This is a genomic window from Paracidovorax citrulli, from assembly GCF_900100305.1.
Taxonomy (GTDB): Bacteria; Pseudomonadota; Gammaproteobacteria; order Burkholderiales; family Burkholderiaceae_C; genus Paracidovorax; species Paracidovorax citrulli.
On sequence record NZ_FNEY01000007.1, the window covers coordinates 49,444 to 70,498 of the forward strand.

Genomic DNA, 21,055 nt, shown 5'->3' on the forward strand with positions numbered 1-21,055 from the left:
CAGACGGTGGAGCAGCGTTCACGGCGGGCTCACAGGACCCGATGGTCCAGTGCAGGCAGTTGGGCTCGCACCTGCCGCAGGCGGCTTTCGTCGAGCGGAGCGGCCACCACGGCGGGCCCCTCGGCCTGCTGCGCCAGCACCTGCCCCCACGGATCCACCACCATGCTGTGGCCCCAGGTGCGGCGGCCGTTCTCGTGCGTGCCTCCCTGCGCCGGCGCGACCACGTAGGCGAGGTTCTCCACCGCGCGGGCGCGCAGCAGCACTTCCCAGTGGGCCTGGCCCGTGGTGTGGGTGAAGGCGCTGGGCACCAGCAGCACGTCCGCGCCGGCACGGGCATGGGCGCGGTAGAGCTCGGGAAAGCGCAGGTCGTAGCACACCGACAGGCCCACGCGCCACGTGGAGCCGTCACGGGCCGCCATGGTGAAGCGCGCGGGGGTGCCGCCGGCCTCGATGACGGCGGCCTCGTCGAAGCGCTCGCGGCCGTTGTCGAAGCGGAACAGGTGGATCTTGTCGTAACGCGCCACGCACTCGCCCGCGGGCGAGAACACGAGGGTGGTGTTGCGCACGTGCTGCTCGCTGCCGCAGCGCAGGGGCAGCGTGCCGCCGACGATCCACAGCCCCAGCTCCCTCGCCGCCTGCGCGAGGAAATCCTGGATCGCCCCTTCGCCGAAGGTCTCGCGCAATGCCAGCTTGTCGGTGTCGCGCGCGCCCATGGCGCAGAAGTATTCGGGCAGGGCCGCCAGCTCGACGCCCCGGGCAGCGGCATCCTCCAGCAGGCGGCGGGCCTGCCGGAGGTTGTCCTGGACCTGCAGGCCGGAAACCATCTGCAGTGCGGCGGCGTTCATCATGGCTCTTTCTCCTCTGTGCCCGGGGATGCGGGCGCCTTGCGCGGGGAAACGGCGGAGGCCGGCGCGGAGGCCGGCGCCGACGCCGGGGCGGAGGCCGGCGCCGGGGCGGCAGCCTCTTCCGGGGATGCGGCATCCCGCGCAGCGGCGGCGGGCGGTTCCGCCCCCGCGCGGCGCCGCGGCACGCGCACGATGCGCGGGTCGGTCCAGGTGCCGTCGATGCGGAACTCCTGCGTCGCCGCCTGGATGAGCGGCCCCCGCAGGAACACCTGGGCCAGGAAGCTCCCGAGCCCCACCACGGGGTTGATGGCCGTCGCCACGAGCGACGCCGTCATGGCGTTGATCTCGGGCACCACCACGACATGGAGGTTCTGGGTTTCATGGTCCAGGTCGGCGCTGCCCTCCATGAGCACCGCGGCGTTCACGCCCTTCATCTGCAGGTTGTTGGTGATGGCCACGCCCTGCTCGATGCGCACGTCGCCCCGTACGAAATCGAACGCGAAGCCTTCGCTGAACACGTCGCGGAAGTCGAGCGTCAGGCGCCGGGGCAGCGACTGCAGGCTCAGCACCCCCAGCAGCTTGGCCAGGCCGGGGTCGGCCTTGAGGAACTGGCCCGATTCCACATTCACGTTGATCTGTCCGGCCATGGAGCGGTAATCGGGATTGAGGGGCGCCCCCATCCAGGCGACCTGCCCCTCCATCCGCCCCTTGCCGCGTCGCAACACGCCCTCCATGCCGAAGCGGGCCAGCAACTGGCCGGAGTCGCGGATGTCGAGCCGGAAATCCATGGAAGTGCGGCGCCGTGGGGCCGTGGCCCCGCCGCCCAGCAGCACCCAGTTGCCGCTGGAGGTGAAGGTGGCCTCCGGCACCGTGAGGTTGAGCTTGGACAGGCGCCACTCCCGCGGAGCCCCAGCGCCGCCGCGGTTCTGCGCCTCCACCTCGATGCGCCCGAGCTTCCGGCCACGCAGCTCGAAATCCTGCACGATGATGTCCAGCGCGGGCATCGTGGTGCTTTCGGGGCGGCTGTCCAGCAGAGACTCCTCGACCTGCTGGGCATCGCCCTGGGGCACGGAGAGCCGGGACAGGCGGGCGAACACGCGGCCGCCGGACTCGTCGCCCTCGCCGTCCGGGCGGTATTCCACGTAGCCGCTGAGTTCCCGGGCATCCAGGTTGGCCCGCCAGGTGGCGCCCTCGCGGGAACCGCCTGCGACGACGTCATGCAGCGTGCGCCCCTGCAGGACCAGGGTCCTGGCGCGCGCGGCCAGCACGGTGGGCAGGAATTCCTGGGCACCGCCCCCGGGCATGCGCGCGCTGCCCCCCCCGGCGGCACCCGCGGCGGCGGACGCGCGGACCACCGGCGCGGAGGCCGGTGCCGGCGCCGGCGCCGGGACGGCCGCCTGCCGGCCCAGCACATCCTGCCAGGCGTCCAGGTCCAGGTGGTCGGTATGCACGTTCGCCGACACTCCCTGTTCCGGCATGACGGCGGCCTCGCCCGGCGCGAGGCCGATGCCGATGGCGCCGCGCAGGACGCGGGGCACCGGCCCGGAATGGTCCAGCACGTAGCTCGCGGAACCGATGCCGCCGATGTCCACCGTCATCTGCTCGCGGACCGGAGGCTCGGCGCCGGCTTCCGCGGGCACGGCCGACTCCCGGGCGAGCTGCGACTCGTAACGCACCGGGCGGACCGCATCGGCGGCCTTGCCCAGGGGTGCGGGCAGGTCCAGGGCCATGCCCTGCAGATTGGTCGTCACCAGCACCTCGGGCAGGCCGCGGCGCACGCCCAGGGTCAGCGCGTATGCGGTGCTGCCCGTGGCATGGCGGGCCAGCTCGGGCAGCCCGGGCCACTGCACCGCCTCGCGCAGGCCTTCGGCCGTGGCCACGCCCTGCCCCCGCACCTGCACCGAGGACTCCAGCGCATTCGCCCCGGATGCCGCGGGCCGCATGCCACCTTCGAGCCTCAGGTCGCCGCCCAGCGCCCTTCCCTGCACGTTCGCCAGGGTGAAACCGGTGTCGCTGAACTGCACCGCGCCCCGCGTGCGGGTGATGACGGGTACATCCGGGGTGATGCGCACATCGTTGCCCGCGAACGCCAGGCTGCCCTGCACCTTCGACTGGTCGATATGGCTGATCGGCAGGCTCAGGGACAACTGCAGGCCGGCGTTTCCGGTGCCTGTGGCCTGGTCCAGGGCATGCGAGGTGAGGCGCGAGAGCGGTGACGCCGCCATGAAGGCCAGCATGTCGGCCAGGGGCCCCTGCGCCTGGGCCTGCACGCCCACCACGCTGTGGGAGAGATCGGGAATGCGCGCCTCCACCCGGTCCACGCGCAACCGCGGCGTCCCCGCGAAGCTGCCTGTCGCCCCGCGCACCGCCATGCTGGAGCGGTCGAACACCAGTTCGCCTGTCAGCTGCGTGAGCGCCGGCCAGACCGGATCACCCGCATGCTGCAGGCCCGGCGGCACATACGCATAGGTCACGTCCCGCAACTTGGCGGCGATGTGGAACTCGCCCTGGCCGGGATGGTTGAACGGGATGTCGTGCAGATCGCCCTTGACGCGGAACTGCACGCTGGACGCCGTGCCGGCCGTCACCGCATCGCGCACGTAGTGCCGGGTTTCGGCGGGAATGGTCAGCGGCAGGTACCGGTGCACGCGCGTGCCGTCGGCGCGGCGCAACTCGCCGCTCAGGTCCAGCATGCCCGGGAAGCGCGAGCGGCTGGAGGACCGGTTCGGATCGCCGGTGGTCCAGGCCACGCGGGCTTCGCCCTGGGCATCGGTGTTCGAGAACTGCAGGTCCGGCACCTGCAGCGCGATGCGTTCGCCCTCCACCTGCCAGCGCACGCTGGCGGACAGCCGCGCCACGGGCACCACGGGCTCCTCGAAGACTTCCGGCAGCACCAGGGCCCCGTCCTCGATCACGACGGACGCCTTGCCGCCCGCCTGGGTGAGCTCGAAATCCACCGCGGCGCCCCGCACGCCCGGCATGCCGGAGGTCTTCACCGCCGCGCCGTCGGCCAGAGCCAGGCCCGCGACCCGGCCCCGGGCCTGGTACTGCCGGGGGGCATCCAGGGGACCGCGCCAGCTCGCCTGGATTTCCTCCACGACGCCCCGCGGACCGAACCGGTCGAGCGCCCCGTGCAGCGCGCCGCCCAGTGGCAGGCGGCTGGCGATCTGGGCCAGTGCCGCCAGGTCGAGCCGGTCGGCGCGCAGTTCGCCCTGCTCGCGCTCGGGCGCGCGGGGGTCCCTGCCGGCCTGCCGGACGGACACGTTTCCTCCAGGCCAGCGCAGGCCGTCGCGGGTCAGGAACTGCAGGCCCTCGGTGGACGCCTCGAAGCCACCTTCCAGCCAGCGACCGCCCACGCGCCCTGCGACCGAAGCCAGCGCGAGGGGCTCCAGACCCTTTCCCAGCGTGGCCTCCACGTCGGCCAGCGCCACGTCCGCAGTGCCGCCCGCCACCTCGCCGCGCCGCACGTCCAGCCAGGCGCGCAGGGCGCCCCGGCCCCGCGCCACGTCGATACCCTCGATGTCCACATGCTGGCGCAGGCGGGAGACGTCCACCCGTCCGAACTGCGCGAACAGCAGACCGCTCCATTGCCTCCAGGCGCCGCCATGGGTGGTGAGCAGCGGCTGCCGGAAGCGGCCCATCAGCGTGAACCGGTCGCCCCAGGACGCAGGCGGCGTGGCGTCCAGGCGCATGGCATGCCGCCAGCCCCGGTTGCGCAGCACGATGTCCACATCGGACAGCTCCAGCGGAGGCGCTCCGCGCATCGCGTCCGTCCAGCGCACCGTGCCGCCGCGCAGCGCCACCTCGCCCTGCGAGAACACCCAGTCGGCGGCCGCGCCGTCGTCGCCGGAGCCCGCCCCGCCATGCAACCGGATGCCGCCCACCACCAGCTGGCCGTCGGCTTCGCGGCGCACATCCAGTTCGGGCCGCTCGATGTACAGCTGTTCGAACCCCAGGCGCAGCGCAGATCGCGGCGAGAGCGCCGCCACCACCCGCGGCAGGCGCAGGGCTTCGCGGCCCTGCGGGTCGAGCAGGGCCACGTCGGTCAGCTCCACGGCCGGAACCAGGCCCTCGGAGCGCGCCGACAGCGCCCCGATGCGCACGGGTACCCCCAAGGCTTTCGTGGCCTGGGCTTCCAGCGCGGGGCGCCACTCCCCGATTCGCGGCACAATCCAGCCGTGGAGCACCCCCCAGGCCACGGCGACCAGCAGCCAGAAGGCGATCAGCAGTCCCAGTGACCACCGCGCAAGGCCCGCCATGCATCGGAGCAGGCGGGAGGGGTGCGGTGTCGTCTCAATCATGGTGGGCTTGGATGTGGCAGGAATTATGACCCGCGCCCGCTGTGCGGGTTCAGCCCCAAAGGGTGTCGGTATGTACAGTTTCAGTGCCTCTTCCTTGCCATATGTCCACGCCGTTCGCTGAACCCGGCGTCGCCTCCGCGGAGCATGCCGCCGGGGCCGCCCATTCCCGATTCCACCAGCGGCTGCAGCGCCGCTATGCCGGCGAAACCGCGCTGCTGCCGCCGGGCGCGCCCACCCGCCAGACCATGGCCGGGGCCCTGCAGGCCCTGCGCGCGCGCGGGCACGACACGGGCGCCGCCCTGCGCGTGCTGCGGCAGCTGGTCATGGAACGGCTGATCCGGCTGGACTGCGAGGAAGGCGCGCCACTGTCCGACATCACCCGGGCCACGACCGAACTCGCGGAACTCGCGCTGGACGAAGCCCTGCGCCAGGCCCGTCAGGACCTCGATGCCCGCCATGGCCCGCCGCAGGGCCCGGACGGCGGCCCGGTGGCGCTCTGGATCGTCGGCATGGGCAAGCTGGGCGCGCGCGAACTGAACGTGTCCAGCGACATCGACGTGATCTACGTCTATGAGCACGAAGGCGAGACCGCCGGGGTGGACGGCGGCCGCGGCCGCATCTCCCACCAGGAATACTTCGGGCGGGCCGTGAAGGCCATCCACGCCCTGGTGGGAGAGACCACCGAGCACGGCTTCGTCTTCCGCATGGACCTGGCCCTGCGCCCCAACGGCAACTCGGGCCCGCCCGCCGTCTCGCTCGCCGCCCTGGAGGAATACCTGCAGGTGCAGGGCCGCGAATGGGAGCGCTTCGCCTGGCTCAAGAGCCGCATCGTCGCGCCACGCGACGGCCTGGGCCATCCGGCCGTGCAGGGGCTGCGCGCGGTGGTGCTGCCTTTCGTCTTCCGCCGCTACCTCGACTACAGCGTGTTCGATTCGCTGCGCTCGCTGCACCGGCAGATCCGCGACCATGCCGCGAAGCGCAGCGCGGGCCATCCCGAGCGGGCCAACGACGTCAAGCTCTCGCGCGGGGGCATCCGCGAGATCGAATTCACAGTGCAGCTGCTGCAGGTGGTGCGCGGCGGGCAGTTCCCGGAGTTGCGCTGCCGCCCCACGCTGGAAGCCCTGCAGCGCCTCGCGCGCGCCGGCCTCATGCCCCAGGAGACGGCCGATGCGCTGGCCGAGGCCTATACCTTCCTGCGCCGCGTGGAGCACCGCATCCAGTACCTGGACGACCAGCAGACCCACGTGCTGCCCACGCGCGACGACGACCTCGCCTGGATCGCCAGCACGCTGGGGCTCGGCTGCTGCGCTTTCCTGCGCCAGCTCGACGCGCACCGCGAACTGGTGGCGCAGGAGTTCGACACGCTGCTGGGCGGCCCCGGCAAGCGCCAGTGCAGCGCAGGCGGCTGCGGCGGGCCACGCGCGCAATCGGCACCGGTGCCCGAGTTCGACACGCTGCTGGAGCAACTGCCCCCGAAGGTGCGCGAACGCGTGGCCGAATGGCGCGACCATCCGCGCGTGGCCGCGCTGCGCGACGAAGCCCGCGCACGGCTGCTGCGGCTGGTGCAGCGCACGGCGCGCTGGCTGGCCGAAGGCCGGGTGAACGAAGACGCCGCGGTGCGGCTCGTGGCCTGGCTGGAGCCGCTGCTGCGCCGCGAGAGCTATCTCGCGCTGCTGCTGGAACGCCCGTCGGTGCACGAGCACCTGATGCACCTCCTGGGTGCCGCCCAGTGGCCGGCCCGCTACATGCTGCAGCACCCCGGCGTGATCGACGAACTGGCCGGGGACGCGCTGCTGTCCGAGCGCTTCGTCCCGGCGGATTTCGAGCACGAAATGGAGCTGCGCATCGGATCGCTGCGCTCCACCGGCGAGGACGACGACGAGGCATTGCTCAATCTGCTGCGCCGCGCCCAGCATGCGGAGACCTTCCGCACCCTCGCGCGCGACGTGGAGCGGCGCATCACCGTCGAACAGGTGGCCGACGACCTGTCGGCCCTGGCCGACTGCGTGCTGCGCGTGACCGCCGCCTGGTGCTGGGACCGGCTGCGCAACCGGCACCGCGACGTGCCGCAGTTCGGCATCATCGGCTACGGCAAGCTCGGCGGCAAGGAACTGGGCTACGGCAGCGACCTGGACATCGTCTTCGTGTTCGACGACGACGACGACCGCGCGCCCGAGATCTATGCCGCCTTCGCGCGCAAGCTCATCAACTGGCTCACGGTGAAGACCGGCGAAGGCGACCTCTACGAGATCGACACCGCCCTGCGGCCCAACGGCAGCTCGGGCCTGCTGGTCACCAGCTTCGAGGCGTATGCCAACTACCAGCAGCGCCGCGGCAGCAACACCGCCTGGACCTGGGAACACCAGGCCATGACGCGCGCACGCTTCGTGCTCGGCAGCGATGCGCTGCGCGACCGCTTCGACGCCGTGCGCACGGCCGTCATCACGGCCCCGCGCGATGCCGCCGGCCTGCACGCGGAGATCGTCGCCATGCGCGAGCGCGTGCGCGAGGCACACCCGGTGCCCACGGGACAGTTCGACGTGAAGCACAGCGTGGGCGGCATGGTGGATGCGGAATTCGCCGTGCAGTACCTCGTGCTGGCGCATGCGGGCGAGCACCCGGGCCTGTGCGACAACGTCGGCAACATCGCCCTGCTGCAGCGCGCGGAAGCCGCCGGCCTGCTGCCGGCCGGCGTCGGTGCCGCCGCGGCCTCGGCCTACCGGACGCTGCGCCAGGTGCAGCACCGCGCGCGGCTCAACGAAGAGCCCACGCGCGTGGCACCCTCGTCGCTCCATACCGAACGCGAGGCGGTGATGGCGCTGTGGCGCGCGGTTTTCGGCGGCACGGCGGCATCGTGATGCCCTGCGGCGGCGAAAGGCCGTCGCCATTCCCGCTGCTTTTCGCATCCTTCCTCAGGCAAAGCAGGGGGCTTCCCTTATCCCAGCCATAAATGTTGGGACATTGATGCTCGACAGTTTTTTGTCAACGATACCTACAAGCGACAGAAAATTACAACATTGCGCCGATAACCGCAGGAGACGCGGACTCATACCTGCGAAGAGCCTCTGAAGGGGCCACAGCAAAGAGGGAGGGCCATCGCGCCTGACACGGTCATCCGACGCCTGGGGGGTGCATCCCCTGGCGCGTCGTGCGCGGCTGTACCAACGGACCACCATCGCGGGCCCATGCCCGCGGCGGTCTGCCGGTCCGTCTCCCATTCCATCGTTGTCAACGAGCCGAACGGAGCAACCATGCGCGCCAGCCATTTCCCCGTCCAGACCCTTCCATTGACCGCGGCCCAGATGGGCATGTGGTTCGGTACACGCTTCGCGTCGCCCGAGGCCAACTTCAATCTCGCGGAGGCCATCGAGATCTACGGGAGCTTCGAGCCCCGGTTGCTGCTGCAGGCCTTGCGCACCCTGTGCGCAGAAGCCGATTCCATCCGCCTGCGTGTCGCGGACACGCCCCAGGGCCCGCGGCAGTGGCTCGAAGCAGAGTTCTCGGGCAGCATCTCGATGCTCGATTTCAGCGGCGACGGCGATCCCCGGGCCTCGGCCGAGCAATGGATGGCCGACGAATCCTCCCGCCGCATGGACGTCGAGCGGGAGCCCATGTGGTCCAGCGCGGTGCTCCGCATCGCTCCGGACCACCACATCTGGTATCAGCGCGGACACCACTACGCCTTCGACGGCTTCGCCGCCGTCGTTCTCGCGCGCCGGGCGGCAGACCTGTACACGGCGCTGGTGAACGGCACGGCTGCGCCCGCGGATTCGGAACTGAAACCGCTGTCCGTCCTGATCGAGGAGGACCAGGCCTATCGCGACTCCGCGCGTGCCCTGAAAGACCGCGAATACTGGATGGAGCGGATGCGTGACCGCCCCGAGCCGCTGACCCTCGCCGAACGGCGCAGCAACAACATCGGCGGACTGCTGCGGCACACGGCACACTGGCCGGCGGCGCGCGTCGCCGCGCTGCGCGATACGGCCGCACTGCACGGCGGCACGCTGCCGCAGATCCTGATCGCGGCGACGGCCACCTATCTGTACCGGATGACAGGGGTTTCCGACCTGGTGATCGGCGTTCCCGTGACGGCGCGCTACAACGACCGCATGCGGCGCGTACCGGGCATGGTCGCCAACGCGGTGCCCCTGCGCCTGTCCATGCGGCCCGAAATGCCCTTCACGGCCCTGCTGCGCGAGGTCAGCCAGCAGATGCGCAAGATCCTGCGCCACCAGGCCTACCGTTACGAGCGGCTGCGCACCGATCTGGAACTGCAGGCGAAGGACCACGAACTCTTCACCACCGTGGTCAACGTGGAGCCTTTCGACTACGCACTGCGCTTCGGCGACTGTCACACCGAGATCCGCAATCTCACCAACGGCTCCCTCCGCGACCTCGGCATCTTCATGTATGAACGCGGTAACGGCCAGGACCTGCGGATCGATTTCGACGCCCATGCCGATCTCTACACCGCGCCCGAACTGGCGGCGCACCAGGCCCGGCTGCTCGGCGTGCTCGACGCCCTGGCGGATCGTCCCGCGCAGGCCATCGGCTGCGTGGAGGTCATCTCCGCAGATGAACGCGAGGCCTTCCTGTCCAGATGCAGCGGCACGGTCCGCGCGGAGCCCGCGGCCCACCTCGCCGAATTGCTGGATGCCGGCCTGTCGCGCGATCCCGGCGCGGTCGCGCTGCGCTTCGAAGGCCGCTCCATGACCCGGGGCGAACTCGACCGCAAGGCCCTGGATTGGGCCCACCGCCTGGCGGCCATGGGCGCAGGCCCGGAACGCATCGTCGCGCTGGCGATCCCACGGTCGCTGGAGCTGGTGGCGGCCCTCGTCGCGGTCCTGAGAAGCGGGGCGGCGTACCTGCCGATCGACCCGGACTTTCCCGCCGACCGGCTCGCCTTCATGCTGGACGACGCGCAGCCCGTGTGCCTCATGACCACGGAGGAACTCTCCGGGCGCTTCGATGGCGGCATTGCGCGCTTCATCGTCGATGCCGCGGAGCCGCAGGCCGGCATCCAGCCGCCAGCGCCTGCCGGCGCCCTGGCGTCCGCGACCCTGCACCCATCGCACCCGGCCTATGTCATCTACACGTCGGGATCCACGGGCAGGCCCAAGGGCGTCGTGGTGCCCCACTCCGCCATCGTCAACCGGCTGCGCTGGATGCAGGCGGAGTACGGGCTGGAATCCAGCGACCGCGTGCTGCAGAAGACACCTTCGAGCTTCGACGTCTCGGTATGGGAGTTCTTCTGGCCGCTGCTCGCGGGCGCAACGCTCGTGATCGCCCGGCCCGGCGGGCACCGCGATCCACCGTACCTGGCGGACCTCATCGCGCGGGAAGCAGTCACCACCGTCCACTTCGTGCCCTCGATGCTCGAGTTGTTCCTGCAGGAGCCTGCAGCGGCCGCGTGCCATACGCTGCGCCGGGTGGTCTGCAGCGGCGAGGCACTGTCTGCGCCCCTGGCTGCGCGGTTCCACGGCATGCTGGGGTGGTGCGCACTGCACAACCTCTACGGCCCCACCGAGGCGGCGGTGGACGTCACCGCATGGGCCTGCACGCACGAGGCATGTGCCGGCCTGGCGCGCATCCCGATCGGACGCCCCATCTGGAACACCCGGATGTACGTGCTGGACCCGGGCCTGCAACCCTTGCCGGTGGGCGCCACCGGCGAGCTGTATATCGCGGGCGACGGCCTGGCGCTGGGCTACCTGAACCGTCCCGCGCTCACCGCGGAGCGCTTCATCGCGGATCCATACGGGCCGGCGGGCAGCCGCATGTACCGCACCGGAGACCTCGCGCGGTGGTGCGACGACGGCACGCTCGAATTCCTCGGGCGCTCCGACCACCAGGTGAAGATACGGGGCCTGCGCATCGAGCCGGGCGAAATCGAATCGGCGCTGATGCGCCATCCCGGCGTGCAACAGGCGGCGGTGGTGGTCCGGGAGGACGCCGGCGGAAGCAAGGTGCTGGTGGCGTACTGCGTGCCCGTTGCCGGCGACCGGCTGGACGACTTCTCCCTGAGGGCCCATGTGGCGCAACGCGTGCCCGAGTACATGGTGCCTTCCGCCTTCGTCGTCCTGGCGGAACTGCCGCTGGGGCCGAGCGGCAAGCTCGATCGCAGGGCGCTTCCCGCTCCCGACACCTGCGTTCCAGGCCTGGACTACGCCGCTCCGCGCACGGCCGCCGAGAAGACCCTGGCAGAGTTGTGGGCCAGCGCACTCCATGTGGAGAAGGTCGGAATCCACGACAACTTCTTCGACCTTGGCGGGCATTCGCTCATGGCCATCCAGCTCGGCATGAAGATCCGCGAGTACATGCACCCGGATTTCCCGCCGGCCGAACTCTACAGCCGGCACACCATCGCGGAGCTCGCGCTCTGGTTCGACAGCAACGGCGGCATGCGTCCCGCCACCGACCTGAGGGCCCAGATCGCGCTGCCCGAGCACATCCGCAAGCCGGACCTGCCCGCGCCACCCGCCCGCCCCCAGCGGGTCTTCCTGACTGGCGCGAGCGGCTTCGTCGGCAGTTACCTGCTCGCCACGCTGTTGCGTGAAACGTCCGCCACCATCATCTGCCATGTGCGCGCACCCGACGAGCGCGCGGGCCTGCAACGCCTGCAGCAGGTGCTGGCGGAGCGCCGCCTCGGCAGGGCGTGGGATGCCTCGCGCGTCGAAATCGCCACCGGCGATCTCGCAGCGGAGCGGCTCGGCATGACCGACGACGCCATCCGGCGCGTGGCCGAATGCGACGCCATCTACCACTGCGCCGCACAGGTGGACTACCTTCATCCCTACGAGACCCTCAAGCCGTCCAACGTGGACAGCGTCGTCACGCTGCTGGAATGGACGGCCCAGGGCCGGCCGAAGGCGCTGCACTACGTCTCCACGCTGGCCGTGATCGGCATGAACCCCGAAACACCCGTGGTGACCGAGCGCTCCGCCCTGTCCACACCCGACGGACTGGGAAGCGGCTACGCGAAGAGCAAGTGGGTGGCCGACCACCTGGCACGGGCCGCCCAGGCGCGGGGCCTGCCGGTGGCGATCTACCGCCTGGGCGCCGTCACGGGAGACAAGGCGCAGGCCGCCTGCAACGACACCGACATGTTCTGGCGCGTGGCCCGGCTGTATGCGGAACTGGGGATGTCGCCCCAGCTGGACCTTCCCATCAACCTGACGCCCGTGGACGAGGTGGCGCGGGCCATCGTGCGGCTCTCGCTCCGGCAGGACTCGTGGGGCGAAGTCTTCCACCTGCTCGGTTCCGATCCCATGCATGTCAACGACATGGGCGACGTGTTCCAGCAGATCGGCAGGCCGCTGCAACCCACGGATCTCGGCAACTGGCTGCACCATGCGCAACAGCGTCTCGCGATCACCCAGGACCTGGACCTGGCGGCGCTCCTGACGATCCTGGACGGCTACGACCTGCACAACGCGGTGCCAGCGATCGTCTGCGCCGCGGCCACCCAGGAACGGCTGGAAGCCGCCGGGGCGCCGATCCGCTCGGCGGACCGTGATCTGCTGCGGCGCTACTTCGAGAACCTCGGCATCGGCGACGCGGCCGGAGCCCCCGGTGCGCAACCCGCCGTGGCCCTGGGCTGACACATCGCAGGAGACACCCAGCCATGGCACGCTACCTGCTCGCCGCCACCGCCCTGCCCGGACACGTCATGCCGGTCCTGGCCGTGGCACGGCATCTCGTCCAGCTCGGCCACGAGGTGCGGATCCACACCGGCGGCATCTTCCGCACCCAGGCCGAAAATACAGGCGCCAGCTTCATCCCGCTGCTGCCCGGCATCAACCACGACTACCGCGAGCTTGGCCAGCGGCACCCGCAACTGCAGCGGCTGTCGCCCGGTCCGCCCCGGCTCGCCTATGGCCTCAAGCACTTCTTCGCCGACGCCATCGCGCTGCAGTACGAAGGCCTGCGCAGCATCCTGGACGGAGGCTTCGACGCCGACGCCATCGTCACGGACACCATGTTCTGCGGCACCATGCCGCTGCTGCTGGGGCCGCGCAGCGACAGGCCGCCCGTGGTCGCGCTGGGCATCAGCGCGCTGGCGCTCTCCAGCGCCGACACGGCCATGTTCGGCTCGGCGCTGCCGCCGCCCGCCAACGCCCAGCAGCGACAGCAATACCAGTCGCTCCAGGCCATGGTCCGGCGAACCACGTTCGACGACGTGCAGCGCCACTTCGACGGCGTGCTCGCGCAACTGGGGCGTCCGCCGCTTCCAGGGTTCTTCGCCGATGCCATGTTCACCCTGCCGGACCTCTACCTGCAGCTCACGGCCGAGGCGTTCGAGTACCCGCGCAGCGACCTGCCCGAAACGGTCCGCTTCGTGGGACCGCTGCTCGCGCCGCCCTCGCAGGGTTTCGAGCCGCCGCCGTGGTGGCACACGCTGGACGATGGCCGCAACGTGGTGCTGGTCACGCAGGGCACGCTGGCCAACGAAGACCCGAACCACCTGATCGTCCCCACGCTCCAGGCGCTGGCCGGCATGCCGCACCTGCACGTGATCGCCACCACGGGCGGGCCCGTGCCGGCAGCGGTCGCGGCAGCGGCTCCCGCGAATGCACGCGTCCTCGACTTCGTGCCGTACGACCGCCTCCTGCCCAAGGTGCATGCGATGGTGACCAATGGCGGCTACGGTTCGGTCAACCATGCCCTCAGCCTCGGCATTCCCCTGGTGGTGGCCGGAACCACGGAAGAGAAGCCCGAAATCGCGGCCCGCGTCGCCTGGACGGGAGCAGGCATCAACCTGAAGACGGGGCAACCCGGCAGCCGCGCGATCGCGGATGCCATCCACCAGCTGCTCGGCAATCCCTCCTACCGGCAGCGCGCCCAGGCGTTGCGGGATGCCTTTGCGGGATACGACGCGCTGGCAAGCATCGCCCAGGCCCTGGAGAACCTGCCCGGGCCGGCGGAACGCAGCCGGCTGCAGCCGGCCCTTGCGTAGCCATGAAAAAAACTGCAACGGAGCTTTCCCATGACCCATCCCCTTGACGACAGCAACGGCCTCTTCCTCGTGCTGCACAACGCCGCAGGCCAGGCGTCCCTGTGGCCGCACTTCCTGGTGGTTCCGGCAGGCTGGACGGCAGTCTTCGGCCCGGAAAGCGCCGAACGCTGCCGCGGCTTCATCGAGGCCCGAGCTCCCGCCTGAACGGCACCCACGGTCCAGCCGATACGGCGGGACGCCGGTCGGAGCACCCAATCAATTCAAACAAACGTTTGATTGAATGTGGTGTAATCCGCGGCCATGCCCGCACGACGCCCACGTTCCGCCGAGGCCCCCCCTCCGGCATCGTCTCCAGCCCCGACGGGAGAGGAGCAGGCATCCCCGCGGGCGCGCCTGCTGTCCGCCGCCCTGCGTCTGTTTTCCGAGCAGGGCTACACCAAGACTTCGGTCCGGGCCATTGCCGCGGCGGCGCAGGCCAACGTGGCGGCCGTGAGCTACTACTTCGGCGACAAGGCATCGCTCTACAGTGCCGTCTTCACCGAGCCCACGTGGGACCACGCATCGCTGCGCTGCGCCTTCGCCCAGCCCGGCATCACGATGGAAGAGGCGCTGCGGCGCTACTTCCACGCGGCGCTCGCCCCCCTTGCCCATGGCGAACTGGCCCGCCAGAGCGTGCGGCTGCACATCCGCGAAATGCTCGAACCGACGGGGCAGTGGGAACGCGCGCTCGACCAGGACGTGCGCCAGCCCCATGACGCGCTCGTGCGGCTGCTGTGCCGCCACATGGGGGTCGCCACCGCCGACCTCGCCGTCCACCGGCTGGCGCTGACCCTCTCCAGCATGGCGTTCCAGCTCTGGGGCCATCGCGACGACATCGAGGCCCTCAAGCCCGAACTGCTGGCCACGGCCGAGGCCGTGGAACTCTGGGCCGACCGCATGGTGGACTATGCGCTGGCCATGATCGCGGCCGAAAAAGCCTGGCGGCAAGCCACTGCGGCCCCTGCGGCCCGGGCCCCTGCCGCTTCCCGTTCACCGGCCCGCCGGAAGACGCCGAAACCATGATGCAGACCCTCTCCCACGGGCCCCGCCGCCTTCTCGGCGCGGCCGTCCTGTTCGCCCTGGCCGGCTGCGCGGCCACCGCGCCGCCGCCGCGCGTCGATGCCCCTGCGCCCGCCGGCTGGCAGGCCCCGCTGCCGCACCAGGGCCGCGTGGAAGACATCGCGCGCTGGTGGGAGCGCCTGGGCGATCCACTGCTCACCGACCTGATCGCCGCCGCGCAGGACGTGTCTCCGGACGTCGCCCAGGCCCGCTCGCGCGTGGAACAGGCCCGGGCCACGCAGGTGGCCGCACGCTCGGCGCTGCTGCCGGGCGTGGATGCCCAGGGCAACGCGAGCCGGGGCACCAGCCAGCAGGCTGCGGGGCTGGCGACGACCGTGCAGGGCGTCGTGCAGGCCAGCTGGGAGGTGGACGTCTTCGGCGGCAACGCCGCTGCCGCCGAGGCCGCGCGGCAGCGCCTGGCCGGCGCGCAGGCCCGGTGGCACGAGGCCCGCGTGTCGGTGGCCGCGGAAGTCGCCACGCAGTACGACGCATGGCGGCAGTGCCTGCGGCTGGCGGACGTGGCGCAATCCGATGCCCGCTCGCGCTCCGAGAGCGCGCGCCTCACGGAAGCCAGCGAACGCGCGGGCTTCACCGCGCCGGCCACGCTGGCGCTCGCCCAGGCCAGCGGGGCCGAGGGCCGGGTGCGCGCCGAGCAGCAGCGCATGGCCTGCGACATCGATCTGAAGGGCCTGGTGGCGCTCACGGGCCTGCCGGAGCCGGAACTCCGCGCCCGCGCGGCGGCGGCACCGGCGCCGCAGGCCCTGCCGGATTCGCTGTTCGCCATCGATACGCTGCCGGCCCGCGTGCTGGCCCAGCGGCCCGACGTGTATGCCGCCGAGCGCGAGGTGGCCGCGGCCAGTGCCGACGTGGGCAACGCGCGCGCCCAGCGCTTTCCGCGCCTGACGCTCGCCGGTTCCGTCGGCCGCGCCTGGGGCAGCACGGGCGGCACGAGCGTGGCGACGAACACCTGGTCGATCGGGCCCGTCGGGGTGAGCCTGCCGATCTTCGACGCGGGTCGCCGTGCCGCCCAGGTGGATGCGGCAGAAGCCCGCTACCAGGAGGCCGCGCAGCTCTACCGCGCGAACGTGCGCCGTGCGGTGAGCGAGGTCGAGCAGGCCCTGGTGCGGCTCGCGAGCACGGCCGCGCGCAGTGCCGATGCCGAACGCGCCGCCGCGGGCTACCGCGCCTCCTTCGTCGCGACCGAAGCGCGCTGGCGCGGCGGCCTCGCGAGCCTGCTGGAGCTGGAGGATACGCGCCGCACCGCCCTCAATTCCGAGACCGCGCTCATCTCGCTGCGCCAGGAGCGCATGGCGGCATGGATCGGCCTCTACCGCGCCGCGGGCGGCGGATGGGAAGGACCCGCGCAGGCATCCACACCCGTACCCGCCTCCGCCGCGCCCTGACGGCCCGCCCCCGCATCCCCGACACACCGACCGCAACTTCCGGACCCTTTTCCATGCTGCGACTGCGTTCACGCCCCTCCCTGCTGGCCCTGTCGGCCGCCTGCCTCGCCGCTGCCGCCGGCGGCGCCCTCGTGCTGGCCACACCCGGCGCCTCCCATGCCGAAGCCGCCAGGGACAAGGACGCCGCGGCGACCGCGCCCCGGCCGGCGCTCACCGTGACCACCACCACGCCCCGGCGCGAATCGCTCGCCGCGCGGCTTCCTGCCAACGGCAACGTCGCCGCGTGGCAGGAAGCGAGCATCGGCACCGAGAGCAACGGTTTGCGGCTGACCGAGGTACGGGTGAACGTGGGCGACACCGTGCGCGCGGGCCAGGTGCTCGCAGTCTTCTCCGCCGACTCGGTGCAGGCCGAGCTGGCCCAGAGCCGCGCCAGCCTGCTGGAAGCGCGCGCGAGCGCCGCCGAGGCCGCGGCCAACGCCGAGCGCGCCCGCACGCTGCAGGCCTCGGGCGCCCTGAGCCAGCAGCAGATCCAGCAATACACCACCGCCAGCGAAACCGCCGCCGCGCGCGTGGAGGCCGCGCAGGCCGCGCTCTCCGCGCAGCAACTGCGCCTGAAGCACACCCAGGTGCTCGCACCCGATAGCGGCGTCATTTCCGCGCGCACGGCCACGGTGGGCTCGGTGGTGGGCGCCGGTACCGAACTGTTCCGGATGGTGCGCAAGGGCCGCCTGGAGTGGCGCGCCGAAGTCACCTCCAGCGAACTGCCGCGCGTGCGGCCCGGCATCCGCGCCCGCGTCACCGCGGCGAGCGGCGCCGAAGTGGAAGGCACCGTGCGCGTGGTGGCACCCACGGTGGACCCGCAGTCGCGCAACGCCCTCGTCTATGTCGATCTGCCCGCCCATCCCGACATCCGGGCCGGCATGTTCGCGCGCGGCGATTTCCTGCTCGCGCAGCGCGACACCCTCACCGTCCCGCAGTCGGCCGTGGTGGTGCGCGACGGCTTCACGGCCGTGTTCGAGGTCGGCGAGGGCGGCCGCGTGGCGATGCGCCAGGTGAAGACCGGCCAGCGCACGGGCGACCGGGTGGAGATCCTCTCGGGACTGCAGGAGCGCGCCACCCTCGTGGAACGCGGCGGCGCGTTCCTCAACGACGGCGACACCGTGCGCGTCGAGGCATCCGGGGCGGCCGCGCCCGCCGCCGCCGCATCGACCGCGAAGAGCGCCGGCGCCGCGCGATAGAGAAGAAGCTGTCCCACCGCCCATGCCGCATCCGCATTCCCGCCAGAGCCCCGAGAGCCCGCTGCCATGAACCTTTCCGCCTGGTCCATCCGCAACCCCATCCCGGCCGCGATGCTGTTCGTGCTGCTCACCTTCGCGGGCCTGCTGTCGTTCCGCGCGATGAAGGTGCAGAACTTCCCCGACATGGACCTGCCGGTCGTGATGGTCACCGCCGCCCTGCCCGGCGCGGCGCCCGGCCAGCTCGAGACCGACGTGGCGCGCAAGATCGAGAACGCCATCGCCACCACGCAGGGCCTCAAGCACATCACGACCACCATCGTGGACGGCACGGCCACCATCGCGGCCGAGTACCGCCTGGAAAAGCCCGTGCAGGAGGCCGTGGACGACGTGCGCTCGGCCGTCTCCCGCGTGCGCGCCGACATGCCGGCCGACCTGCGCGATCCCATCGTCACCAAGCTCGAACTCTCCTCGCAGCCCATCCTCGCCTTCGCCATCGCGTCCGACCGCATGGACGACCAGGCGCTGTCCTGGTTCGTGGACGACACCCTCACCCGCCGCCTCCTGGCCGTGCCCGGCGTGGGCGCCGTCGGCCGCGTGGGCGGCGTGCAGCGCGAGGTGCGCGTGGCCATCGACCCGCTGCGCCTGCAGGCCCTGGGCGCGACGGCGGCCGACGTCTCGCGCCAGCTGCGCCTGGTGCAGACCGAAAGCGCGGGCGGCCGCACCGACCTGGGTGGCGCCGAGCAGCCCGTGCGCACCATCGCCACGGTGCGCACCGCGCAGGAAATCGCCGCGCTGGACATACCGCTGTCGGGCGGCGGCCACGTGCGCCTGGACCGGATCGCCACCGTCACCGACACGGTGGCCGAGCCGCGCACCGGCGCCCTGCTCGATGGCAAGCCGGTGATCGGCTTCGAGGTCTCGCGCAGCCGCGGCGCCAGCGAGGTCGAGGTGGGCGCGGGCGTACAGCGCGCGCTCGACCAGCTGGTGGCCGAGCACCCCGACCTGCACCTCACCCGCACGGTGGATTTCGTGGAGATCGCGAGCGACGAGTACGACAGCTCCATGCACCTGCTGTACGAAGGCGCCATCCTCGCGGTCGTCGTGGTGTGGCTGTTCCTGCGCAACTGGCGCGCCACCATCGTCTCGGCGGTGGCGCTGCCGCTGTCCGTGCTGCCGGCATTCATCGGCATGTACATGCTCGGCTTCTCGATCAACATCATCACGCTGCTGGCGCTCTCGCTCGTCGTCGGCATCCTGGTGGACGACGCCATCGTCGAGGTCGAGAACATCGTTCGCCACCTGCGCATGGGCAAGACGCCCTACCAGGCGGCGATGGAGGCGGCCGACGAGATCGGCCTGGCGGTGATCGCCACCACCTTCACCCTGATCGCCGTGTTCCTGCCCACGGCCTTCATGAGCGGCATCCCCGGGCGCTTCTTCAAGCAGTTCGGCTGGACGGCCGCGCTCGCCGTGTTCGCCTCGCTCGTGGTGGCGCGGCTGCTCACGCCGATGATGGCCGCCTACATCCTCAAGCCCCTCTCCGGCGAGGAGAAGGAGCCGCGCTGGCTCTCCGGCTACATGCGCGCCTCGGCCTGGGCGTTGCGCCACCGCGTGCTCACAGTGATCGGCGCGCTGCTGTTCTTCGTGGCCTCGATCGCGCTCATCCCGCTGCTGCCCTCGGGCTTCATCCCGCCGGACGACAACGCCCAGACCCAGGTCAACCTGGAGCTGCCGCCCGGCACCCGCCTCGCCGAGACCCGCGCCGCCGTGACCCAGGCCACGGAGCGCGTGCAGAAGGTGGGCCACGTGCGCAGCATCTACACCGCCATCGGCGGCGGATCGGCGGGTGCCGACCCGATGGCCGGCGGATCGAGCGTCGGCGACCCGCGCAAGGCCACCCTCACGCTGCGCTTCGTGGCGCGCGGCGAACGCCCGCGCAAGCAGGAGATCGAGCAGCAGCTCCGCCTGGCGATGGAAGACCTGCCCGGCGTGCGCGTGAAGATCGGCCTGGGCGGCTCCAACGACAAGTACGTGCTGGCCCTGGCGAGCGAAGATCCGCAGGCCCTGGCCGACACGGCGCGCGCCGTGGAGCGCGACCTGCGCACCATTCCCGGCGTCGGCAACATCGGTTCCAGCGCCAGCCTCGTGCGCCCCGAAATCGTGGTGCGCCCCGACTTCGCGCGCGCCGCCGACCTGGGCGTGACCAGCAGCGCCATCGCCGAGACCCTGCGCGTGGCCACCGTGGGCGACTACGACCAGAACCTGCCCAAGCTCAACCTGCCGCAGCGCCAGGTGCCGATCGTCGTGCGGCTGGACGACGCCGCCCGCGAAGACCTCTCGGTGCTGGAACGCCTCGCGGTACCCGGCGCGCGCGGCCCCGTGCGGCTGGGCGAGGTCGCGCGCCTGGAAGTCGGCAGCGGCCCCGCCGTCATCAACCGCTACGACCGCGCGCGCAACGTCAACTTCGAGGTCGAGTTGGGCACGCGCGGCCTGGGCGAGGTCACCGAGGCCGTGCGGCAACTGCCCTCGGTGCGGCAGATGCCGGCCAGCGTGCGCCTGATCGACGTGGGCGACGCCGAGATGATGGGCGAACTGTTCGCCAGCTTCGGCCTCGCCATGCTCACGGGCGTGGTCTGCATCTACCTCGTGCTGGTGCTGCTGTTCAAGGACTTCCTGCAGCCGGTCACCATCCTCATGGCGCTGCCGCTGTCGCTCGGCGGCGCCTTCGTGGGACTGCTGATCGCAGGCAAGAGCTTTTCCATGCCCTCGCTCATCGGGCTCATCATGCTCATGGGTATCGCCACGAAGAACTCCATCCTGCTGGTGGAGTACGCCATCGTCGCGCGGCGCGACCAGGGCATGAGCCGCTGGGACGCCCTGCTGGACGCCTGCCACAAGCGGGCCCGGCCCATCATCATGACCACGCTCGCCATGGGCGCGGGCATGCTGCCCATCGCCATGGCCTGGGGCGGCGCGGACATGAGCTTCCGCTCGCCCATGGCCGTGGCCGTGATCGGCGGCCTGCTCACCTCCACCGTGCTCAGCCTGCTGGTGGTGCCGGCCGTGTTCACCTACGTGGACGACTTCGCGCAGTGGTTCCAGCGGCGCGTGCTGGGCCGCCCGGGCCCCCAGCAGCGTACATAACCAGGGCAGGGCCAGTTATCCCAGCCGGCCCCGAAACCCCGCGAGGCTGGGAACCACCATATTCGCAAAC

The 21,055-nt window shown here is 71.4% G+C and carries 10 protein-coding genes; 8 read left to right on the top strand and 2 right to left on the bottom strand.

The window, feature by feature from the left end; translation table 11 throughout:
* Positions 1–29: 29 nt before the first annotated feature.
* Both BLR99_RS06770 and BLR99_RS06775 read right to left on the bottom strand, forming a co-directional pair.
* Positions 30–845 carry a carbon-nitrogen hydrolase family protein gene (locus BLR99_RS06770; RefSeq protein ID WP_046060619.1) on the bottom strand — a complete coding sequence of 272 codons (816 nt, stop codon included), beginning with the start codon at positions 843–845 and terminating at the stop codon, positions 30–32.
* Entirely contained in the window at positions 845–5,146 is a 4,302-nt protein-coding gene (locus BLR99_RS06775; RefSeq protein ID WP_046060618.1) for a YhdP family protein, read from the bottom strand. Before BLR99_RS06775 ends, BLR99_RS06770 begins: the two co-directional genes overlap by 1 nt.
* 101 nt (positions 5,147–5,247) lie before the next feature.
* On the opposite strand from BLR99_RS06775, the gene glnE reads away from it, so the two are divergent.
* The 8 genes from glnE (at position 5,248) to BLR99_RS06815 (ending at position 20,985) form a co-directional block, all read left to right on the top strand.
* A complete protein-coding gene (glnE, locus tag BLR99_RS06780) occupies positions 5,248–8,004 on the top strand; it encodes a bifunctional [glutamate--ammonia ligase]-adenylyl-L-tyrosine phosphorylase/[glutamate--ammonia-ligase] adenylyltransferase (protein WP_011797658.1) in 2,757 nt (918 codons plus the stop codon).
* A 393-nt stretch (positions 8,005–8,397) separates the two neighbouring features.
* Complete coding sequence (locus tag BLR99_RS06785; RefSeq protein WP_074686940.1) at positions 8,398–12,747, top strand: non-ribosomal peptide synthetase; 4,350 nt, start codon at positions 8,398–8,400, stop codon at positions 12,745–12,747.
* 23 nt (positions 12,748–12,770) lie between these two features.
* The gene (locus tag BLR99_RS06790; protein ID WP_017438470.1) at positions 12,771–14,102 is read left to right on the top strand and encodes a glycosyltransferase; all 1,332 of its coding nucleotides are present in this window, start codon (positions 12,771–12,773) and stop codon (positions 14,100–14,102) included.
* 30 nt (positions 14,103–14,132) lie between these two features.
* Positions 14,133–14,306, top strand: a complete 174-nt coding sequence (locus BLR99_RS06795; protein WP_011797661.1) for an MbtH family protein — start codon at positions 14,133–14,135, stop codon at positions 14,304–14,306.
* Positions 14,307–14,402: 96 nt separating this feature from the next.
* Positions 14,403–15,164 carry a CerR family C-terminal domain-containing protein gene (locus BLR99_RS06800; RefSeq protein WP_011797662.1) on the top strand — a complete coding sequence of 254 codons (762 nt, stop codon included), beginning with the start codon at positions 14,403–14,405 and terminating at the stop codon, positions 15,162–15,164.
* Entirely contained in the window at positions 15,161–16,603 is a 1,443-nt protein-coding gene (locus BLR99_RS06805; RefSeq protein WP_046060615.1) for an efflux transporter outer membrane subunit, read from the top strand. The genes BLR99_RS06800 and BLR99_RS06805 overlap by 4 nt, the downstream gene beginning before the upstream one ends.
* A 53-nt stretch (positions 16,604–16,656) precedes the next feature.
* Positions 16,657–17,841, top strand: a complete 1,185-nt coding sequence (locus BLR99_RS06810; RefSeq protein ID WP_046060614.1) for an efflux RND transporter periplasmic adaptor subunit — start codon at positions 16,657–16,659, stop codon at positions 17,839–17,841.
* A 66-nt stretch (positions 17,842–17,907) separates the two neighbouring features.
* Positions 17,908–20,985: an efflux RND transporter permease subunit gene (locus BLR99_RS06815; RefSeq protein ID WP_046060613.1), complete on the top strand. Its 3,078-nt coding sequence runs from the start codon at positions 17,908–17,910 to the stop codon at positions 20,983–20,985.
* Positions 20,986–21,055: the final 70 nt, after the last annotated feature.